The sequence below is a fragment of the Flaviramulus basaltis genome (genome assembly GCF_900114265.1).
In the GTDB taxonomy this organism is placed as follows: Bacteria; Bacteroidota; Bacteroidia; order Flavobacteriales; family Flavobacteriaceae; genus Flaviramulus; species Flaviramulus basaltis.
On the sequence record NZ_FPKV01000001.1, the window covers coordinates 234,774 to 254,774 of the forward strand.

A 20,001-nucleotide genomic window follows, 5' to 3' on the forward strand; every position below is an offset into this window, starting at 1 on the left:
AAAGTATACTTTATATTATATTTACTAAATTAAGCATACAGTTATGACATTTCAATTTAAAACTTTTATATTTTTTATCATTCTATTTTCATCTTGCAATACTGGCCACTTAAATAACATAGCAGATATTGATTCTGAATTAAAAGAATCTTCTGCCATTGAGCTTGTTAAAGGCTCAAACTTACTTTGGACTATTGAAGATGCTGGAAATAAAAACAATTTATACGGATTAGATTTAAAAGGAAATATTGTTAAAGATATTGATATTTCTAACGCTAAAAATAATGATTGGGAAGATTTAACCTCGGATAATTTAGGCAATATTTACATTGGTGATTTTGGAAATAACAATAAAAAACGTGAAAAATTCACCATTTTAAAAGTGAGTAATATTGACACTATTGAAGATAAAGCAAACGCAGAAGCTATAAATTTCACACTTCCTAAAGATGTGAAAAGCGAAGATTTTGAAGCTTTTTTTCTGCTCGATAATGTATTTTACATTTTTAGCAAAGAAAACAAATCAAGTATTCTTTTAAAAGTCCCTAACACGATTGGAGAACATGTTGCTGAATTGGTTACCGATTTTAATTTAGATGGAAAACATAATAAAATTACTTCGGCTGCCGTGAGTTCAAATGGCGAAACTGTTGTTTTACTAAACCACGATAAACTATGGAAGCTTTCTAACTTTAAACCAGACTACTTTTTTAAAGGCACTATAGAGGAATTAAAATTTAATCACACCTCCCAAAAAGAAGGTGTTTGTTTTAAAAATGATTCTATTGTTTATATTACAGATGAAAAAAACAAAAGTGAAGGCGGAAATATTTACACTTTTAATATGAATTAAAAGTTCAATCCAAACCCAAAGGAGAATCTTAAGCCTTCTTCACTATTAAAAAAGTTAAAAGTTCCTGATAAACTTTCGGCTGCTGTGACCCAAAATCCACCACCATAATCGTTATGCCATTTATCTGAAAAGTCGCCATTTAACCATACTCTACCAACATCAAACCCACTAAATACACCTATTTGAAATGGTAGTATATTGGTTTTAAATGATGGAAAACTATAACGTAAATCTGCACTTCCAACAAAAGAGTTTTTACCCGTAAATCGCTCTGTTCTAAACCCTCTTAAACCATTTTTTCCTCCAATATTAGCTGCTTGATAAAACACCAATTCGTCTCCAACTCGTACTTGAGTTCTCACATCTGTTTTTAAAACTAACTTCTTGTTTTTAGACAGTGAGTTGTAGAAGCCTAAATCTGAATTTAAATAACCATAAGTGTTTTCAGTATCTTTAAATTCAGTTTTACCTCCAATATTTATCATAAAGGTCATTCCTTTGCTTGGGTTTATAGCATTGTCAAAACTTTTGTAATTAAATTGTGCCTCAAGACCTCCAAAAAATCGTCGTTTATAAAAATCTGTATTATTACTAGGCATAAAATCTGCCACAAATCTATCTGGTGTATCTTCAATTTCTATACCTTCAAATAAAGTTCTAAAACCATAATCACTACCAAAATTTCCTTTTTTAAGAATCCCAACTTTAACGGCATAAATACCAGTTTTCACACGGTTAAAATCCAAATCTAACGCATCATCATTATTTACGGTTTCATTTCCATAGCCAAAAAAATTGTTAGTGAAATTCTCACTAGTAAACTTTCCTCCAACATGTAAATTCCAATCTCCAAAAATATTGGCAAACTCTCCGTTATAATCTAAAGAAAATCCATTAGTAGCAAAATAATAACCTCCTCTAAAACGATGTTGAGTAGAAAATGGGTTACGTTGAAATCCTTTTTTTGTTTTTACATATTGAATTCCTAATAAAAAACCATCATCCGGATTATAACCTATTGCTGGTGTTATAACACTTGTTTTTACAATGTTTTTATTAAAATCGAATAGATTTAGGTTATAAGTATCTGAAAATTTAATATCGGCACCTTTATTTTCTTCAATCGTATTTGGTTTAGATTTATGGTCGTAAACCTTAATGCGTCTTCCGTTTTTAATTCTGTAAATGTCGTTTTCTTGACCACCAATAAGTCTTGTAAAAATTAAATTATTAGCTTTACCAGAGACTTCAAAAACATCCTTATCATCCAGTCCGTAAATCCAAATTTCTTTGGTAATGGCTCTATTAAATATTTTATCTACTATTACTTCTTCTTTTTCACCATCTTTAATTCGTGAAATAATAATACGAGTTTCTTCATCTCCTGTTCTAATAACTTCTATAAAATCATCCTTATCTGTTCCTGTTAAAATAACTAACTTATTTAAATAGTTGTAATATCGAGTTGCGATGTCTTGTAAGTTAGAACGCCTTCCTTTTAATTTTTCTTTAATTTCATCTAAAGTTATATCTTGAACTTCCTCTGGCACTTTTGCAAAGGCTTTTTCAATAACTTCATCAGTTATATTTTCTTGAAGAAATTTAGCCTGCTCCAACCACACTTCTTTATTAGAATCTTGAATAAGTACACGGTCTATTTTAATACCTGCACTATTCATCCATTCTACATCTTCTAATTTATCATCATATACTTGAAGCTGTTTAGTTGAACCTGAAATAATTTTCATAACATCTAACAGGGCGCCATCAAAATTAGAAAACACTTGATCACGATCCCGAGGAATTGGATGGTAATATTTATCACCATTTGCTTGATCAAATTGTGCCCAGCGCCACTGGTCTTGATGTCTGTCCCAATCGCCAATAAGCATATCGAAAAGTCGTGCCCTAACAAAAGCATCTTCGGCTATTTTATATTTTTCATCCTCACGTACTTTTTCAATAATATCGTGTGTACTTTCTATATCATCAGCATAACCAAAATTTCTTTCATCTGCATAATTATCTTCTGGTCGCTCTTCAATCATATACAACTCACCTCCATATTCCCTATTAAATTCTCCTAATGATTTTTGCTTAGGAATAAAATATAATTTAGGGTTGGTATGAAAAATTTTAGCTGCATTTGATAAATCTGGAACTACTGTAAACGCGTAAGGATGAGCTGCTGTATAAAAATCAAGAATCAATCCTTCAATAGCCGTTTTTTCAAATTCATCTTGGATATATGTATCTTTAAATAATACAGTTTGAAGGTATTGTGTTGCACTTTTACGAAGTGCACGCATATTAAGTTCTCTACCATCTTTGGTTTTTAAACGTAGTGAACGTGTTTGGTGTCCGCCACCTTTTCTAACCACCTCTAAACCGCCATAAAGCGTATCTAATGTTGCCACTTTTGCTTTTATCTTGGTGCTATAAACATTACGATAATGATCTCCCCAAACCGACTCAAAAAAACCTGTTTTATCGGTTTCTTCTTTTGAATAAATAGACACTTCAACTTCTTGAGGAAAAGTGTCTGGTAAATGTGACAAATCATATTTTTCGGTTGGAGGAAATACTTCCTTTTGAAATAATAATTTTGGTTCTCCATTATCTTCACCAAAATATTTAACCCAACTACTTCCATCTTTAAAAATAGTAAGTTCTACAAAACCCTGCTTCCCATAAGAGAACAAGCCTGTATCACTTAATTCTACAGCAGATTCTTTAGCACCAGAGCCAGAAACAATTTGTTTTATGCTTTCACTTTCAATGTATTGCAATGTATGCTCATGGCCGGAAACAAAAACCACATTATCAGCATCTAAAGTCATGGTTTCTAAACGACTCATTAATTCATGATAGCGTTCATTATATCTATCCTGGATTGACACACCACCTTGTGTTCTAAGTTGTGTTATAAAAGAAGCAATACCAGGAAGCGGTATTTTTTGTTGAAAAGGATATAAATGTTTTGATAATGCATATTTACCACCATGGCTACCATTTGTAAACATAGGATGGTGCATAGCAAGAACTGTTGTTTTATTTTGAGCCTTTTTAAGTTCGCCTTCTAGTTCTTGAAAAAAACGTTCTCTGGTTTTTATTTCGCAATCATCATTAACAGTTGGGTGATTATTCCAGTTCTCTAAATACCATTGTGTGTCAATAATAATTAACTGAATAGTTTCGCTTACATCTATACTTTTAAGTGGACAACCATCTTCTGGTAAAAAAGTGTTTTTTCCTAGCAAGTCTTCAACATACTTTTCCTCTCGCTTTAAACCTTTTAAACCATTAGCATACCAATCATGATTTCCTGGAATAAAAATAGTTTTTCCTTTAAAGTCATTAACAGACTTTGCTTGAGCATTTAATGCGTTCTCCCCACTAGCTCTATCTTTATGATTCTTGTTTTGTAATCCTGCAGGATAAATATTGTCTCCTAAAAAAAGCGTGTAATCTTCTTTTGTTTTTTTTCCTTCTATATGCTTATTAAATGCCGTTAGAGCTAAAGACATCCCGTTTGTTGGCGATAATCCCGCATCTCCAACTAAATAAAACGTTTTATCTATTTCTTTAGAAGGAAATTGATTTTGTTTATCTTCCTCACTGGCATATTGTGGATTATAAGTCGCACAAGCACTGATAGTTAAAAATATAATTAATGAAAGCGTATAGTTAATGAACTTCATAGTTGATTATTTGTACTTACAAAAATAAGACTTTAACACCTCTAATAATGTTTCATTTACTTAAATAATTAATCCATACGGAAAGCGTAACAACTCACAGTGTAAACCCTAAAAACTTATTAAAAATACAATAAAATTATTTTAATTTATTGGCATGTAGCTTTCTTAGTTTTGCTAGTTTTGGTGTTATTACAAAACTGCAATAACCTTGTGATTGATTATTTCTATAGTAATCTTGATGTTCCTTTTCTGCTTCGTAAAAAACTTCTAGAGGGCTTATTTCTGTAACTATTGGGTTTTCATAAAAGTTAGATACTTTTTCAATAACACTTTCGGCTATTTCTTTTTGAGTATCATCATGATAAAATACAACAGAGCGATATTGCGTACCTCTATCTGCTCCTTGTCTGTTTAAAGTAGTAGGATCATGAGTCGTCATAAAAATGATTAAAATATCTTCATATGAAATAATACTAGAATCAAAAGTTATTTGAATCACTTCCGCATGCCCCGTTAAACCCGAACAAATTTCACGATAGGTTGGACGTCCTGGAACATTACCCCCAGAATAACCTGAAACAACCTTTTCTACACCTTTAACTTCTTGAAATACTGCTTCAGTACACCAAAAACAGCCACCACCAATTGTAGCTAATTGAGAGTTTTTATTCATTAACAACTTCTTTTTCTAATTGCATAGATTCAGAATTTATACAATATCGTAATCCACTAGGTTCTGGTCCATCTGGAAATACATGTCCTAAATGTGCATCGCAAATATTACACATCACCTCTACGCGAACCATGCCAAATGCTGTATCTTTTTCATACTTAATAGCATTCTCTTTAATTGGCTGAGTAAAACTTGGCCAACCTGTGCCTGAACTAAACTTAATAGTAGAATCAAACAAAGGTGCATTGCAGCAAATACAATTGTATTTACCAGCATCATGTATAGTACAAAGTGCACCACTATGTGGTCGCTCAGTTCCTTTTTGTCTAGCAATTCTAAATTGCTCTGGAGTTAATTGTTTTCTCCATTCTGTATCGGTTTTTTCAACACGTTTGTCTGGTGTTGGGTTTCCGTTTACGGCAAAATTTATAACTTCTTTCCAAGTAAGCATATAATTGTTTCTTTTTTAAATGAATATAATCTTTTAGCTTTAAATAAGTCGAAATTAAGCTTGTTTTCTTACAGTTAAAATCTTTATAGATAAAGCACCTATAATATATTTAAATTTTAGTAATTTGTCATTATAAATCAAACTTGTTTTATGTCGAAATTAATAGAAAGTGCTGAAAAATTTGTATTTGATTTGTTTAAAAACGAATTAGATCAAAGTTTTATATACCATAACTTCACACATACAGAACGTGTTTTACGAAGTGTTAGAGAAATTATTGAAAATACAGATATTAATAAATCTGATGCTGAAATACTTGAATTTGCAGCTTTATTACACGATACTGGTTACACAAAAACTAATGAAGGACATGAAGAAGAAAGTGTTAAAATTGCAACTGCTTTTTTAAAAGAAAATAATGTTGATGACAAAACTATTGAAGCTATTAATGAATGTATTATGGCTACTAAGTTTAAAGATTTACCAAAAACATATCTTGGAAAAGTAATAAGAGATGCTGATGCTTCTCACTTTGGAAAAAAATATTTTAATGAAGCTAGTGAGTTTTTAAGAAAAGAATTAGAAATACAGGGTATCGCTAACTACACTCCTACAGAATGGGAAAACGAAAATATTAAAGTACTTACCAAAAAACATGAGTTTTATACAGATTATGCTTTAAAAAATTGGTTACCACGAAAAGAAAAGAACCTTTCAAAGCTTATTAAATCAAAGAAAAAAAGAACAAGCAAACTTAAAACAGAAGAGCTTAAAGCTAAATATAAAGCACAATATAAAAATGAAAGTCCAGAACGTGGTATACAAACATTTTATAGAGTTGCTTTAAGAAATCACATAAAGCTAAGTGATATTGCCGATACTAAAGCTAATATCTTACTATCTGTAAACGCTATTATTATATCTCTTGTTTTAGCAAATTTAATTTCTAAGCTAGATAATAATGCTTACTTAATCTATCCTACTGCTATTTTCACTTTATCTTGTGTAATATCTATGATTCTATCTATAATAGCAACAAGACCCAATATTACAAGTGGCGAATTCACTAAAGAAGATGTTGCAAATAAAGATGTAAATCTTACCTTTTTTGGTAATTTTCATAAAATGAGTTTAAAAGAATACGATTGGGCTGTTAAAGAGCTTTTAAAAGACAAAGACTACGTGTACAGTTCGTTAACTAAAGATCTCTATTTTTTAGGAAAAGTATTAGAACGAAAATATAGAATATTAAGAGTTACATATACTATATTTATGATAGGTATGATTGTTTCAGTACTTTCTTTTGCTATTGCATTAAAAACAAATGGTGCTAAATTAGAAGATGTACTTCCTGATGAAGCTGATAGCATTTCTCAAGTTATTAATTTAAAACAACACCAGCTCGTGAAAAATGAGTAATAATACAAATAACTTAGATGATTACTTAGACAATCACTACATACACAGAAGTAATTGGTTAAGAGCTGCTGTTCTTGGGGCAAATGATGGTATTTTATCAACAGCAAGTATAGCAATAGGAGTTGCTGCTGCAAGTAATTTAAGAGAGCCAATTATACTAGCAACATTAGCTGGTTTAGTTGCTGGAGCATTATCTATGGCAGCAGGAGAGTATGTTTCAGTTAGTTCCCAAACGGATGTTGAAAGAGGAGATATTGAGCGAGAAAAACAAGAATTACTAGAAATACCCGATATCGAATTACAACGCTTAGCTGAAATTTATGAAAAAAGAGGTTTAAAAAAAACAACTGCATTAGTTGTTGCTAAAGAATTAACCGAATATGATGCTTTAGGAGCACATGTTAGAGATGAATTAGGTATTAATGAAATAAGTCAAGCTAAACCCATACAAGCAGCTTTAACATCTGGAGCCGCCTTTACATTAGGCGGTATTCTACCTCTTTTAGTTACACTTTTTCTACCTCTTCAAAATATTGAGTACTACCTTTATGGCTTTGCCATTTTTTTCCTAATAATTTTAGGCGGTTTAGCTGCTAAAACTGGTGGCTCTAGTATTGGTAAAGCTATTATTAGAATTACTTTTTGGGGAACCGTTGCAATGGGCTTAACAGCATTGGTTGGGTATTTTTTTGGTGTAAATATTTAAACTAAATTTTTATTTATTTCTTAAGCTTTTATTTCTTTTATTAAATCATCATAAGTATAGAACGTATTTTCATCGCCTTCATTTTTTTGATATATCATACTTACTCTAATTGCTTTTAATCCTGTTACGCCTTGAAGATCTTGTAAATCTAATATTTCAACATCATCCCCAAACATATTTTTAGATTGCATAAAACGCACATACTTTAAATACTCTATTTCATCTTCTTTATGAGAATAAACAATGCTCATTTTACCTTTGGCGGTAATACGTTCTTCTGTACCTTTTATAAAAGCTTTATCTACTCGTTTTTTTACAACTTCATATCTCGCATTATAAGTTCCATCAACATCAAATTGCTTTTCATCCATTCTAAAACGAATAGATAACGGTTGATTAAATACTAAAATCATAGAAGCCACATCTAAACCAATTGGATATTCATTTTGGTTTTGATAGAAACTATTTTCCATTTCGTACATAACCTGCAACTGCCACAACCTTAAATTGTATAAGTAAATAGAATTAAAACTTTCCTCTTTCGTTATAGATTCTCCTATATACATGTTATGCTCAACTCCATCAGTTTTAAAACGCTCAAAAAAATGAGGATACATATTTTGGGCATTTACTTGTTTTTCATCAAGTATAGATGACATATTTTTATTTATAAGCGCAATGGTATCGTCGTAATTTTTTCTGTAGTAATAAATAACGCCTAAATTGGTATCAACTTTACTAAAATAATTTTCAATTTCTTCTTTTGCAAAATTCTTTTTCTCTAAAAAGAAAATGAATAATGGCTCTATTTCTTGTTTAAAAAATGAAGTTAATTGTTGCTCTGTATCAACTTTAAATTCATTTTTTATTTCTGTATTAAATGATTCAATTTGAAACCTAATTTGCTCATAAATAGGTAGTTTTTCTTCGTTTGGTAATTTCTCTAAAACTTTGTCTACCAAAGTTAATTGTAATGATAAATCTTTTTGTGTAGCAAGATTTCTTGCTTCAGAGGATCCTTTTACATCAATTTGGCCAAACAAAGGATATACGTTTTTGAACGCTATTTTACTAAATGATGCTTTACTGCCTTTCTTTTTTTGACTATCTAATAAAAACTTTTTTGCTGCTTGTTTAAATTTCCAAGATACACTTGGGTGTATAGATGTACATTCCTGTTGTATAATAGCTTCAATTAAGTTTTCTTCTTCATTATTAGAGCGTTCTACAGCCGAAACAATAAATGGCATAACATCAATTAACTTGTAAGCGTTAATACTATTGAGTTCTTGCGGTTTAAAAGAAACTATTTCTAAAATACCCATTAACCCACGATCATTAGCTATAGGGGCAAAAATAGCACTTTTTATACCCTGTTGATGCAATGTTTTAATGTGTGGTGTTCTACCTTTAGATAATCCATACATTCTATCAACATCCGAAACAGAAAAATATTTATTATCATTTAACAATCTATTATAAGACCATTTACATAATGAATCAGTACACTTTTTACTATCAGAGTTATTAATTAAAAAACTATTAGCTCCAATTCCATATACTCGCTCAAACGTATTTTCTTCTTTATTATAACTTGAAAAACCTACTTTAATATCTTTAACACCTAATAGTGAACTGAAAATTTCATGGAAGCTTTCAATAAAGCTCTCCTCCATACAGGTTTCGTCTATTATAAGGCTTGATTTTATATTAGATATGGATTGGTCATCTGTTATGTCGAAAATATTAGAGATTACAAAGCCCTTAAATATGTAACTATTTGGAGGAAATTTTTCTCTCCATAGCTCTTTATTATCAAAGTTATCTAGTAAGTCATCATAATCTTCTTTTGTGATTGGTTTTGCTATATCTGTTGGGATAACTTCACAAAAATCTGCATTATATAATATTTTATAGTATCGAATTATACCATTTTCATCTGGAATTTGGTAATAAAATGGCCTTCTTAAGTTCAAGTTATATCCATAACAATAATTAAGTATAATGGTACATGCAATAATGTACACATCATCTTCTGGCATGTTTTTAATTTGAAGCTTAAAATCATCACCAGCAGTTTTGATAATACTTTTAAAACGTTCTGAAGCATTGAATATTAAATCATGAAATGGTACTGAAGCTGTTTTAATTTCGTTTTTTGTTAAAAGCGAATTAAATGTATCTTGGAGTATAATCTTGATTTCTTTTTCTCTTACTTTTAATGTAGAGAAATCACTAAAGCCTTCTCTAAGTTCTGGAAACTTATTAGCGATTTCCAAAATTTGATTAGCTTTAGCCACAATAAACTCATCATCACTTTTAGATAAAGTTTCATAATCCTCCAAAAGCTTATTAAAACTAATTTTAAGCTTTAGTGGTGACTCAATATTGTCGTTAATATTCATAATATGGTAATGCGTGTAGTACAAAGTTACAAATTATTGTTTTAGTCGTTATAAAATAGACTTCTTAACAATAAAATTGTTACAAGCTAAAATGTTAAAAATGAAGTGTTTTACTTAAAAAAAGCTTCTCAAAATTTTGAGAAGCTTTTAGTTTTAATTTTTCAAAAAGAATAATTATTGATTTCCTTTTTTATAGTCTTCTAAAAATTTAGCTAAACCAATATCTGTTAATGGGTGCTTAAGCAATCCGGTGATTGATGATAATGGTCCTGTCATAACATCACTTCCAATTTTCGCACAATCAATTACGTGCATTGTGTGACGTATTGAAGCTGCTAAAATTTGAGTTTCAAAACCGTAGTTATCGTAAATTTGTCTGATTTCAGCAATAAGATTTAAACCATCTGTAGAAACATCATCTAATCTTCCTAAGAAAGGAGATACATATGTTGCTCCAGCTTTTGCTGCTAATAATGCTTGTCCTGCAGAAAACACTAAAGTTACATTAGTTCTTATTCCTTTATCTGAAAAATATTTACATGCTTTAATACCATCTGCAATAATTGGTAACTTTACTACAATTTGAGGATGTAAAGCCGCTAAAGCTTCACCTTCTCTAACCATACCATCAAAATCTGTTGAAATAACCTCAGCACTTACATCTCCTTCAACTATATCACATATTTTTTTGTAGTGTGCAATAATATTATCTGCACCCGTAATTCCTTCTTTTGCCATTAATGATGGGTTTGTTGTAACGCCATCTAAAACTCCTAAAGCTTGTGCTTCTGCAATATCATTAAGGTTTGCTGTGTCAATAAAAAATTTCATAATTTATGTTTTATACTGTTTTTAAATATTCTAATACTTCTTTACTTACTTTTTCTCCTGTAAAACCAAATTTATCATCAAGTACAGTTGCTGGTGCTGAATATCCAAAGTGATCTAATCCAAAAACCTTACCGTTATCACCTACTAAACCTTCTAAATTAACTGGTAAACCAGCTGTTAAACCAAATAAAGGTTTGTTTTTAGGGATAATACTATTTTGATAATCTTTAGATTGCAATCTGAATAAACCTTCTGAAATTACTGAAGCTATATTTACTTTTAATCCGTTTTCTGCTTCTAATATTTCTGCTGCAGCTACTAAAGTTGCTACTTCAGATCCGTTTGCAATTAAAACAACATCTGGATTTTCAACTTCTTTTACTAAATAACCACCTTTTTCTGCAGCTAAAGCTTCATTATATCTTGAATCGCCTTTTGCAGCCAAATCTTTAATGCCTTGTCTTGATAATATTAAACCTGTTGGTGTACTATTATTTTCTAAAGCCATTTTCCATGCTACACTTGTTTCAGCTGAATCTGCTGGTCGTAACGCTAAGAAACTTGGATTTCCGCTATGATTTTTAAGTTTTTCAAGTAAACGTATTTGTGCTTCTTGCTCAACTGGTTGGTGTGTTGGTCCATCTTCTCCTACTCTAAAAGCATCGTGAGTCCAAACATATTTTACTGGTAATTCTTGAATACCACTTAAACGAATAGCTGGTTTCATATAATCTGAAAATACAAAGAAGGTTGCAACTACTGGAATAATTCCACCATGTAAAGCAATACCATTTGCTATACATGCCATTGTTAATTCTGCAACACCTGCTTGTAAAAATGAACCTGAAAAATCTCCTTTTTTAAGTGCATGTGTTTTCTTTAAGAAACCATCTGTTTTATCACTGTTTGATAAATCTGCAGAAGACACAATCATATTTTCTACATTTTCAGCTAAGTAACCTAAAACATCAGAAGATGCTGCTCTAGTTGCTAATCCTGCTTTATGCTCTATTGATGCGAAATCTAATTCTGGTAATTTACCAGATAAGAAGAAATCTAATTTATCTGAAAGTGCCGAGTTATCTTTTTTCCAAGCTGAAATTTCAGCTTTCTTTTCAGCTGCTTTAGCTGTTTTTTCAACAATAAGATTTCTGTAAAATGCTTCTACATCATCAAAAATATCAAAAGGACTTTCAGGATTTGCTCCTAAGTTTAATAACGTTTTATTATAATCTGCACCTGTTGCTCCAATTGGCTGACCGTGCAATTCACAGTAACCTTCAAACATACTGCCATCTGCAGCAACTGCTCCTTTACCCATTATAGTTTTACCTATTATAAGTGTTGGTTTTTCTGTTTCATTATTTGCATCTTTTAATGCTTTTCTTATTTCATCATGATTATGAGCATCGATTGTAACTACATTCCAACCCCATGCTTTATATTTCATGGCAGTATCTTCACTCGTTACCTCATCTGTAGAAGTTGATAACTGAATATCGTTAGAATCGAAAAACATGATAAAATTACTTAATCCTAAATGACCTGCAATTCTACCTGCTCCTTGAGAAATTTCTTCTTGAATACCACCATCAGAAATAAAACCATATATTTTATGATTCATCCAATCTCCAAAACGTGCTTGTAAAAACTTAGCCGCAATTGCAGCTCCAACACCCATAGTATGACCTTGACCTAATGGTCCAGAAGTATTTTCAATACCTCTTTTTACATCAACTTCTGGATGTCCTGGTGTGATGGATTTCCATTGTCTAAAATTAGCAACATCATCTTTTTCATAATTCCCTAAAAGATAATACTGCGCGTACATTAAAGTAGATAAATGACCAGCATCCATGAAAAAACGATCTCTAAAAGCCCATGTCATATCAGATGGATCGAAATTAAAAAATTCAGAATATAAGATGTGCATAAAATCAGCGCCTCCCATTGGACCACCTGGGTGACCTGAGTTTGCCTTTTCTACCATCGCTACAGCCAATGCTCTAATATTATCTGCTGATTGTTGATCTACTTTTTTGTTCATTTCTTATTGTTTGTTAGTATTTAATAGCCTGTTAGTTATCTCTTAAATTAATTGTGCAAAACTAAAACATTTTATCTAAAACTCCCCTTTTTAAGACGGGTTATATATCTATAAACAGATAAAATGTATATTTTTTTAAATAAATAACAAAAAACTTTTAAGTGTTAAACAAAACTTGCTTAATTATAAGAATTAATCAAAGATACGCAATCGGTTGTGTTTTAATGTTTACAAGCCTTTTAAATTTTATAACGGCTAGAATACTTGTCTAAATTTATGAAATAAAAAAACCTTTAACTTATTAAAAAGTTAAAGGTTTAATTCTCTTTAGATGTGCGGGCGGGGAGACTCGAACTCCCACACCTCGCGGCACTAGATCCTAAGTCTAGCGTGTCTACCAATTCCACCACGCCCGCTAAAGGACTGCAAATATAAACAAGATTTTTAAATTGCAAACTCCAAACCCTTAAAAACATTCTTTTTTTATACTTTTGATGAAAACCACACAAATACTACATGAAAAATATTCAATCTTATATATCTGAAAATAAAGAAAGATTTCTAAATGAATTAATCGAATTACTTAAAATCCCATCCATTAGCGCTGATTCTGCCTATAAAAATGATGTATTAAAAACTGCTGAAGCTATTAAAATTAGTTTAGAAAAAGTAGGTTGTGATACTGTTGAAATCTGTAAAACAGATGGTTACCCAATAGTTTATGGCGAAAAAACAATTGATAAAAATTTACCAACTATTTTAGTTTACGGGCATTATGATGTACAACCGCCAGACCCATTAGAATTATGGACTTCTCCACCGTTTGAACCTGTTATTAAAAAAACAGACTCACATCCTGATGGCGCTATTTACGCTCGTGGCGCTTGCGATGATAAAGGACAAATGTATATGCACGTAAAGGCCATGGAATTTATGACTACTACAAATCAGCTGCCTTGTAATGTGAAATTTATGATAGAAGGTGAAGAAGAAGTTGGAAGTGCAAACCTCTCAAACTTTGTAAAAAACAATCAAGAAAAATTAAAGAATGATGTTATTCTTATTTCTGATACAGGCATGATTGCAAATGATGTGCCTTCAATAACTACTGGTTTACGCGGGCTAAGTTATGTTCAAGTTGAAGTTACTGGGCCAAACAGAGATTTACATTCAGGTTTATATGGAGGAGCCGTTGCCAATCCTATAAATATTTTAACTAAAATGATTGCATCTCTTCACGATGAAAACAACCATATAACCATTCCTGGATTTTACGATAAAGTTGAAGAATTAAGTAAAGAAGAGCGCGCAGAAATGGCTAAAGCGCCTTTCAATTTAGAAAACTATAAAAAGGCTTTAGATATTGACGCTGTTTATGGAGAAGAAGGCTATACAACAAACGAACGAAATTCAATAAGACCAACCTTAGATGTTAATGGTATTTGGGGCGGTTATACTGGCGAAGGCGCAAAAACCGTTATTGCAAGTAAAGCATATGCTAAAATATCGATGCGATTAGTTCCGCATCAAGATTGGGAAGACATTACAAATCTCTTCAAAAAACATTTTGAAAGCATTGCTCCAAAAGGCGTTAAAGTAAAAGTAACTCCACATCATGGCGGGCAAGGTTATGTTACTCCAATAGATAGTATTGGCTATAAAGCAGCAAGTAAAGCTTATCAAGATACTTTTGGTAAAACACCAATTCCTCAACGAAGTGGTGGAAGTATTCCTATTGTGTCTTTATTTGAGCAAGAATTAAAAAGTAAAACCATTTTAATGGGCTTTGGTTTAGATTCTGATGCTATTCACTCACCTAACGAACATTTTGGAGTTTGGAATTACTTAAAAGGCATTGAAACTATTCCTTTGTTTTATAAGTATTTTACTGAGTTATCTAAATAATTTAAGTGTTACCCCGAATATATTTTGAGGTAACACTTTTTTTTTGCAATCTTTTGCGAAAGGAAAAAAGGCTTCACTATAATCACTAATACGGACATATCCGCTAAATGAAAAACCAACACAACAATCACTTACTTCAACTTACATTATCTACATTACTAATAAGCACATCCGGAGCCTTAGGTAAATTTATAGATTTACCAACTCCCGTAATTATTTGGTGGCGTTGTATTTTAGGTGCCTTATTTTTATTTGCTTTTTGCAGGTATAAAAAATTTAGCATTAAAATAAATTCAAAAAGAGATATCCCAACTGTACTTATAAGTGCTCTTTTTTTAGGAGCACATTGGATAACTTATTTTTATGCTTTAAAGCTTTCTAATGTGGCTTTGGGTATGCTTTCATTATTCACTTTTCCAGTAATTACAGCTTTATTAGAACCACTTTTCATAAAATCAAAACTCAACATTATTCATGTTGTTTTGAGTATTATAGTTTTAATTGGCATTTACATACTTGCACCAGATTTCAGTTTTGAGAATTCTCATGTAAAAGGCATCCTTTTTGGTTTATTTTCTGCGCTGTGTTATGCCTTACGTAACCTTATATTAAAGCGCCATGTACAGAAATATAATGGCACAGTACTTATGTTGCATCAAATTGTTATTTTAAGCGTTATTTTACTTCCTTTTGTATTTACAATGGGTACTAGCAATATAGTAACACAATACCCTTATGTAATTACACTGGCTTTACTTACAACAGCACTAGGTCATTCTCTATTCATTCACTCTTTAAAATATTTTTCGGTTAGTACTGCAAGTATAATTAGTAGTGCACAACCCATTTTCGGAATTATAATTGCTTTTTTTTTCTTAAATGAAATACCAAATACAAATACATTTATTGGTGGTGCTTTAATTCTACTTACCGTTTTTATTGAAAGTATGCGATCAAAAAAATCTTCAACATAAATTTTTTAACTCTACACTTGTAGAATATAAATATTTATTCTACATTTGTAGAGAACATTCTAATTATGTAGAATAATGCAATTATCAAAAACAGAAGAAGATTTAATGAATTATCTCTGGAAGCTCGAAAAAGCCTTCATGAAAGATTTACTTGATGCTTATCCAGAACCTAAACCAGCAAATACTACTGTTGCCACGCTTTTAAAGCGCATGACTGATAAAGGTTTTGTGGGTTATAAACTGTTTGGAAAATCTAGAGAATATTATCCTTTAGTTAAGAAGAAAGACTACTTCTCTAAACATGTAAACGGACTTATTAAAAACTTTTTTAATGATAGCGCATCTCAATTTGCGTCTTTTTTTACTAAAGAAACTAACCTGACAAAAGAAGAATTAGAGGATTTGAAAGCTATAATAGACAACCAAATTAAAAACAAGTAATTATGCTTTTGCTTATATTAAAATCTAGTACATGTTTAGCGGTTTTTATGGTATTCTACAAACTTTGTTTAGAGAAAACAAGTGTGCATACTTTTAAACGCTTCTATTTATTATCTGTTATTTTAATATCGATTACTATCCCTTTTATAACTTTTACAGAGTATATTGAATCTCCTCTCGTATCTCAAATTAACACTACTGAATTTAATAATATAAAAGTTGTAAATAATACTGAAATTAATACTTTTCAAGTTTATCTACCAACTATTCTTTGGAGTATTTATGGTTTAGGAGTGCTGCTTTTTTCTTTTCGATTTATTAAAAACCTATATGAAATACTTCAGAAAATTAAAACTAATCCTAAGTTTAGGAACAGTAATTACATTAATGTTCTATTGCACGATTTAATAACGCCGCACACTTTTTTCAATTATATATTTTTAAATAAAACTGAGTTTGAGAAAAACCAAATACCTAACGAGGTTCTATTGCATGAACAAACCCATGCAAAACAAAAACATGCTTTAGATATTCTTTTTATAGAAGTGTTTCAAATACTATTTTGGTTTAATCCATTATTACATTTTATTAAAAAAGACATCAAGTTAAACCATGAATTTTTAGCAGACCAGGCAGTTTTAAAAACAGGTTCAAACACAAAAAATTATCAGCAATTATTATTAGCATTCTCATCAAATGCTGTTGATAATCCATTGGCAAATGCCATTAATTATCCATTAATTAAAAAACGATTTACAGTTATGAAAACAAAAACATCAAAAACATCAATTTGGATTAGAAGTTTATTACTTCTTCCTTTACTTGCTATTACACTTTACGGATTTAGTAAGAAGAAAGAGGTTATAAAAGCAAACAATTTAAATATTGATTACCCTAAAAAACAAAAAAAGGACTCATTAATTAATGACATATATATTTTAATTGACACAAAAAATCAAATCCTTTTAAACGATAAGCTAACTGATATCAATAATCTTTTAGATGATATTAATAAACTAAATCCAAATTTAACAGCAGACCAAAAAAGGAAATTTCTTTTTGCCTATGTAAAATATCAAAATAACACCTCAAAAGAATTAATTAAGAGGATTAAAGAAATACTTAACAAGACCAATGTTTGGGGTTATAGCAATATAAATATTGAAAAAAATGAAAACAGCAATTTAAAAACAAATAACCCAAGCTTTCCTCCCTTAATTAGTAAAAGCCAAATAAAAGAGGAAGATACTGCTATTTATAATTATAAGCTTAATAACTATAAAAAATGGTTAAATGAGAACAAACCAAATCAAAAATTAGAAGAAACGAAAAATGGTTACGTGATAAAAAACGAAGAAGGCAAAGTCTCTTTAAGCACTGATCCTTCAATAAAAGCTGAACCTTTTGAATTAAAAAAAGATTCTCCTTGGAAAATCAATACTAGTATAGCTTCTAAAATAGAATTTGATGAGTCTGAAAATGAGAAAGATTTATTGCCACCACCTCAACCAAAAATTACTCAAGATGCTATTGCTCCACCACCTCCGCCAATTCCCAATAATGCTACACCAAAACAAAAAGCGGAATATAAGAAAGTAATCTATGAGTATGAAAAAAAACATAAGAGAAAGGTTCATCATGCAAAAACCAATGATGGAGAAAAAATTAACATTGTAGAAGATGATGATGTATATGAAGTTCCAATACCACAAGATGCTCCAGAACCACCATCACCTTTAGATCATGTGATTAATATGGCTAAAAAAGGGGCCACATTTTATTATAATAATGAAAAAATATCTTCAGACAAAGCCATAGATTTAATTAAGAAAAACAAAGACTTAAACATATCTACAAAAACAAATAATGGTGTAAGTGTTGTTAAAATTCAAATAGAGCCAATTAGCCATTAGTGTTAAATTAAAATATTTTAGACCTGTTGAAAAAATACTCAACAGGTCTTTTTCATTAAATATTGTAACAAAAACACAACTTTAACGTTCTAATAGACAATCAATCAAAAAACAATCACATTATGTTAAAGCAATTCTTCATTATATGCTCTGGAGCAGATACCGATATTTTAGAGCAATGCTCTAAAGGTGAGCAAAACAAATATGCAGGCATTGGCGCCACCGTTTTTTTTACAGCAGTTATGGCTTTTATAGCTGCTAGTTATGCTCTTTATACCGTTTTTGATAACCTTTACGCTTCAATATTTTTTGGCTTAGTTTGGGGTTTACTCATTTTTAATTTAGACCGTTATATTGTTTCAACCATAAAAAAAACAGATAGTTTTATTGATGAAATTATACAAGCATCACCAAGAATTATTTTGGCTATTATTATAGCCATTGTTATTTCAAAGCCTCTTGAACTTAAGATTTTTGAAAAAGAAATTAATCAAGTTTTGCTAGAGCAAAAAAATGAGATGACTTTAGCTAATAAAACGCAAATTGCTGAACAATTTGCACCAAATATCACTGCACTTCAAAACGATATAACAAGTTTACAAAATGAAATTAATGGCAAAGAAACAGAAGTAAATACCCTTTACGATACCTATATTTCTGAAGCTGAAGGAACTGCTGGCACTAAACTTTTAGGAAAAGGCCCTGTATATAGTGAAAAAAGAGAAAAACATGATGCCGCTTTATTAGAATTACAACAGCTTAAAGCAGAAAACAAAAACAAAATCACGGCTATTGAATCTCAAATTGGACAACTAAAAGGTGATTTTGAAACACAAATTGTAAGCACACAGCCTATTATTAATAATTTTGATGGTTTAATGGCTCGTGTTAATGCTCTAGGAGAATTACCCTGGTTGCCTTCACTTTTTATATTTCTATTGTTTTTAGCTATTGAAACATCACCAATTTTTGCAAAATTACTATCTCCTAAAGGCGCGTATGATTTTAAATTGGAAGACCAAGAAACAGCTGTAAAAACAAATGTGCTTCAAAATAAAAACCAAAGAGAAGCGATGTTAAAAACAGACTATGCTATAAACGACAAGATTTACAGCGATATAGAAAACGAAGACGAACTATATACTTACAAGCGCAAAAAAGCGAGAGAAATTATGCAATTGCAAGCAGATGCCTTTTACAAGCAGCAAAAAAATGTGTTATAATTTTAAGCGGCTGTCTCAGTTTTAAAATGGTCATATAAATCTTTACAACCAAAACCAATTATAGACAATCTTTTGTTTTTACTTAAAGCTTCTTCATGAAGTTTTGCAATAACAGCAACTCCGTATTTATCCATACTTTCAACATCTTGAACACTAATAGTAAGATCATTTACTTTGTCAAAAATATTTTTAAATTCATTTTGAAACACATAAACATTATCTCTATTGAGAATACCTTTAACTTTAAAAAAAGTATTATACCCTGTAATTTTTAAATCCATAATTAAGTTTTTTTAATGATTAAACCATAAGCTTTAGGGAGCACAATCAATTGATTAAGAGTTAAATATAAATAACCAATTAAGTTTATTCGTTATTTTTTCGACCAATAGAATTTAAATTGGGCTAAAAAAATATTCAATGTCAATTTTACCGATGAGTAACCATTTAAATATTAGA

The 20,001-nt window shown here is 30.5% G+C and carries 15 protein-coding genes and 1 tRNA gene; 8 read left to right on the forward strand and 8 right to left on the reverse strand.

What is annotated here, in order from left to right:
• Positions 1–43: 43 nt before the first annotated feature.
• Positions 44–853: a hypothetical protein gene (locus BT151_RS01105; protein ID WP_072399798.1), complete on the forward strand. Its 810-nt coding sequence runs from the start codon at positions 44–46 to the stop codon at positions 851–853.
• On the opposite strand, the gene BT151_RS01110 is transcribed toward BT151_RS01105, so the two are convergent.
• The 3 genes from BT151_RS01110 to msrB all read right to left on the reverse strand — a co-directional run bounded on the left by BT151_RS01110 (position 850) and on the right by msrB (position 5,678).
• Positions 850–4,554, reverse strand: a complete 3,705-nt coding sequence (locus tag BT151_RS01110; RefSeq protein ID WP_072399800.1) for a metallophosphoesterase — start codon at positions 4,552–4,554, stop codon at positions 850–852. The genes BT151_RS01105 and BT151_RS01110 overlap by 4 nt on opposite strands.
• Positions 4,555–4,690: 136 nt before the next feature.
• Entirely contained in the window at positions 4,691–5,227 is a 537-nt protein-coding gene (msrA, locus tag BT151_RS01115) for a peptide-methionine (S)-S-oxide reductase MsrA (RefSeq protein ID WP_072399802.1), read from the reverse strand.
• Positions 5,220–5,678, reverse strand: coding sequence for a peptide-methionine (R)-S-oxide reductase MsrB (gene msrB / locus BT151_RS01120; RefSeq protein WP_072399804.1), 459 nt, complete (start codon positions 5,676–5,678; stop codon positions 5,220–5,222). Before msrB ends, msrA begins: the two co-directional genes overlap by 8 nt.
• A gap of 150 nt (positions 5,679–5,828) precedes the next feature.
• Here msrB and BT151_RS01125 point away from each other — a divergent pair, with 150 nt between their 5' ends.
• Entirely contained in the window at positions 5,829–7,097 is a 1,269-nt protein-coding gene (locus BT151_RS01125) for a Pycsar system effector family protein (RefSeq protein WP_072399806.1), read from the forward strand.
• Positions 7,090–7,803, forward strand: coding sequence for a VIT1/CCC1 transporter family protein (locus tag BT151_RS01130; protein WP_072399808.1), 714 nt, complete (start codon positions 7,090–7,092; stop codon positions 7,801–7,803). The genes BT151_RS01125 and BT151_RS01130 overlap by 8 nt, the downstream gene beginning before the upstream one ends.
• A gap of 20 nt (positions 7,804–7,823) precedes the next feature.
• Here BT151_RS01130 and BT151_RS01135 read toward each other — a convergent pair whose 3' ends face one another.
• The 4 genes from BT151_RS01135 to BT151_RS01150 form a co-directional block, all read right to left on the reverse strand.
• Positions 7,824–10,208 carry a GAF domain-containing protein gene (locus BT151_RS01135; protein WP_072399810.1) on the reverse strand — a complete coding sequence of 795 codons (2,385 nt, stop codon included), beginning with the start codon at positions 10,206–10,208 and terminating at the stop codon, positions 7,824–7,826.
• A gap of 174 nt (positions 10,209–10,382) precedes the next feature.
• Positions 10,383–11,039, reverse strand: a complete 657-nt coding sequence (gene fsa / locus BT151_RS01140; RefSeq protein ID WP_072399812.1) for a fructose-6-phosphate aldolase — start codon at positions 11,037–11,039, stop codon at positions 10,383–10,385.
• A 10-nt stretch (positions 11,040–11,049) separates the two neighbouring features.
• Positions 11,050–13,086, reverse strand: a complete 2,037-nt coding sequence (locus BT151_RS01145) for a transketolase family protein (protein ID WP_072399814.1) — start codon at positions 13,084–13,086, stop codon at positions 11,050–11,052.
• A gap of 334 nt (positions 13,087–13,420) precedes the next feature.
• A tRNA-Leu gene (locus BT151_RS01150) sits at positions 13,421–13,502 on the reverse strand.
• A 100-nt stretch (positions 13,503–13,602) separates the two neighbouring features.
• Here BT151_RS01150 and BT151_RS01155 point away from each other — a divergent pair.
• From BT151_RS01155 to BT151_RS01175, 5 genes are all read left to right on the forward strand, one after another.
• Complete coding sequence (locus BT151_RS01155; RefSeq protein ID WP_072399816.1) at positions 13,603–14,991, forward strand: dipeptidase; 1,389 nt, start codon at positions 13,603–13,605, stop codon at positions 14,989–14,991.
• A gap of 107 nt (positions 14,992–15,098) precedes the next feature.
• Positions 15,099–15,965 carry a DMT family transporter gene (locus tag BT151_RS01160; RefSeq protein ID WP_072399818.1) on the forward strand — a complete coding sequence of 289 codons (867 nt, stop codon included), beginning with the start codon at positions 15,099–15,101 and terminating at the stop codon, positions 15,963–15,965.
• Positions 15,966–16,040: 75 nt separating this feature from the next.
• Positions 16,041–16,406: a BlaI/MecI/CopY family transcriptional regulator gene (locus BT151_RS01165; protein WP_072399820.1), complete on the forward strand. Its 366-nt coding sequence runs from the start codon at positions 16,041–16,043 to the stop codon at positions 16,404–16,406.
• Positions 16,407–16,408: 2 nt separating this feature from the next.
• Complete coding sequence (locus BT151_RS01170) at positions 16,409–18,319, forward strand: M56 family metallopeptidase (protein ID WP_084647817.1); 1,911 nt, start codon at positions 16,409–16,411, stop codon at positions 18,317–18,319.
• 122 nt (positions 18,320–18,441) lie between these two features.
• The gene (locus BT151_RS01175; RefSeq protein WP_072399825.1) at positions 18,442–19,542 is read left to right on the forward strand and encodes a DUF4407 domain-containing protein; all 1,101 of its coding nucleotides are present in this window, start codon (positions 18,442–18,444) and stop codon (positions 19,540–19,542) included.
• A 2-nt stretch (positions 19,543–19,544) separates the two neighbouring features.
• Here the strand turns inward: BT151_RS01175 and BT151_RS01180 are convergent, their stop codons facing one another.
• Positions 19,545–19,823, reverse strand: coding sequence for an STAS domain-containing protein (locus tag BT151_RS01180; RefSeq protein ID WP_072399827.1), 279 nt, complete (start codon positions 19,821–19,823; stop codon positions 19,545–19,547).
• Between the last annotated feature and the right edge of the window lie 178 nt (positions 19,824–20,001).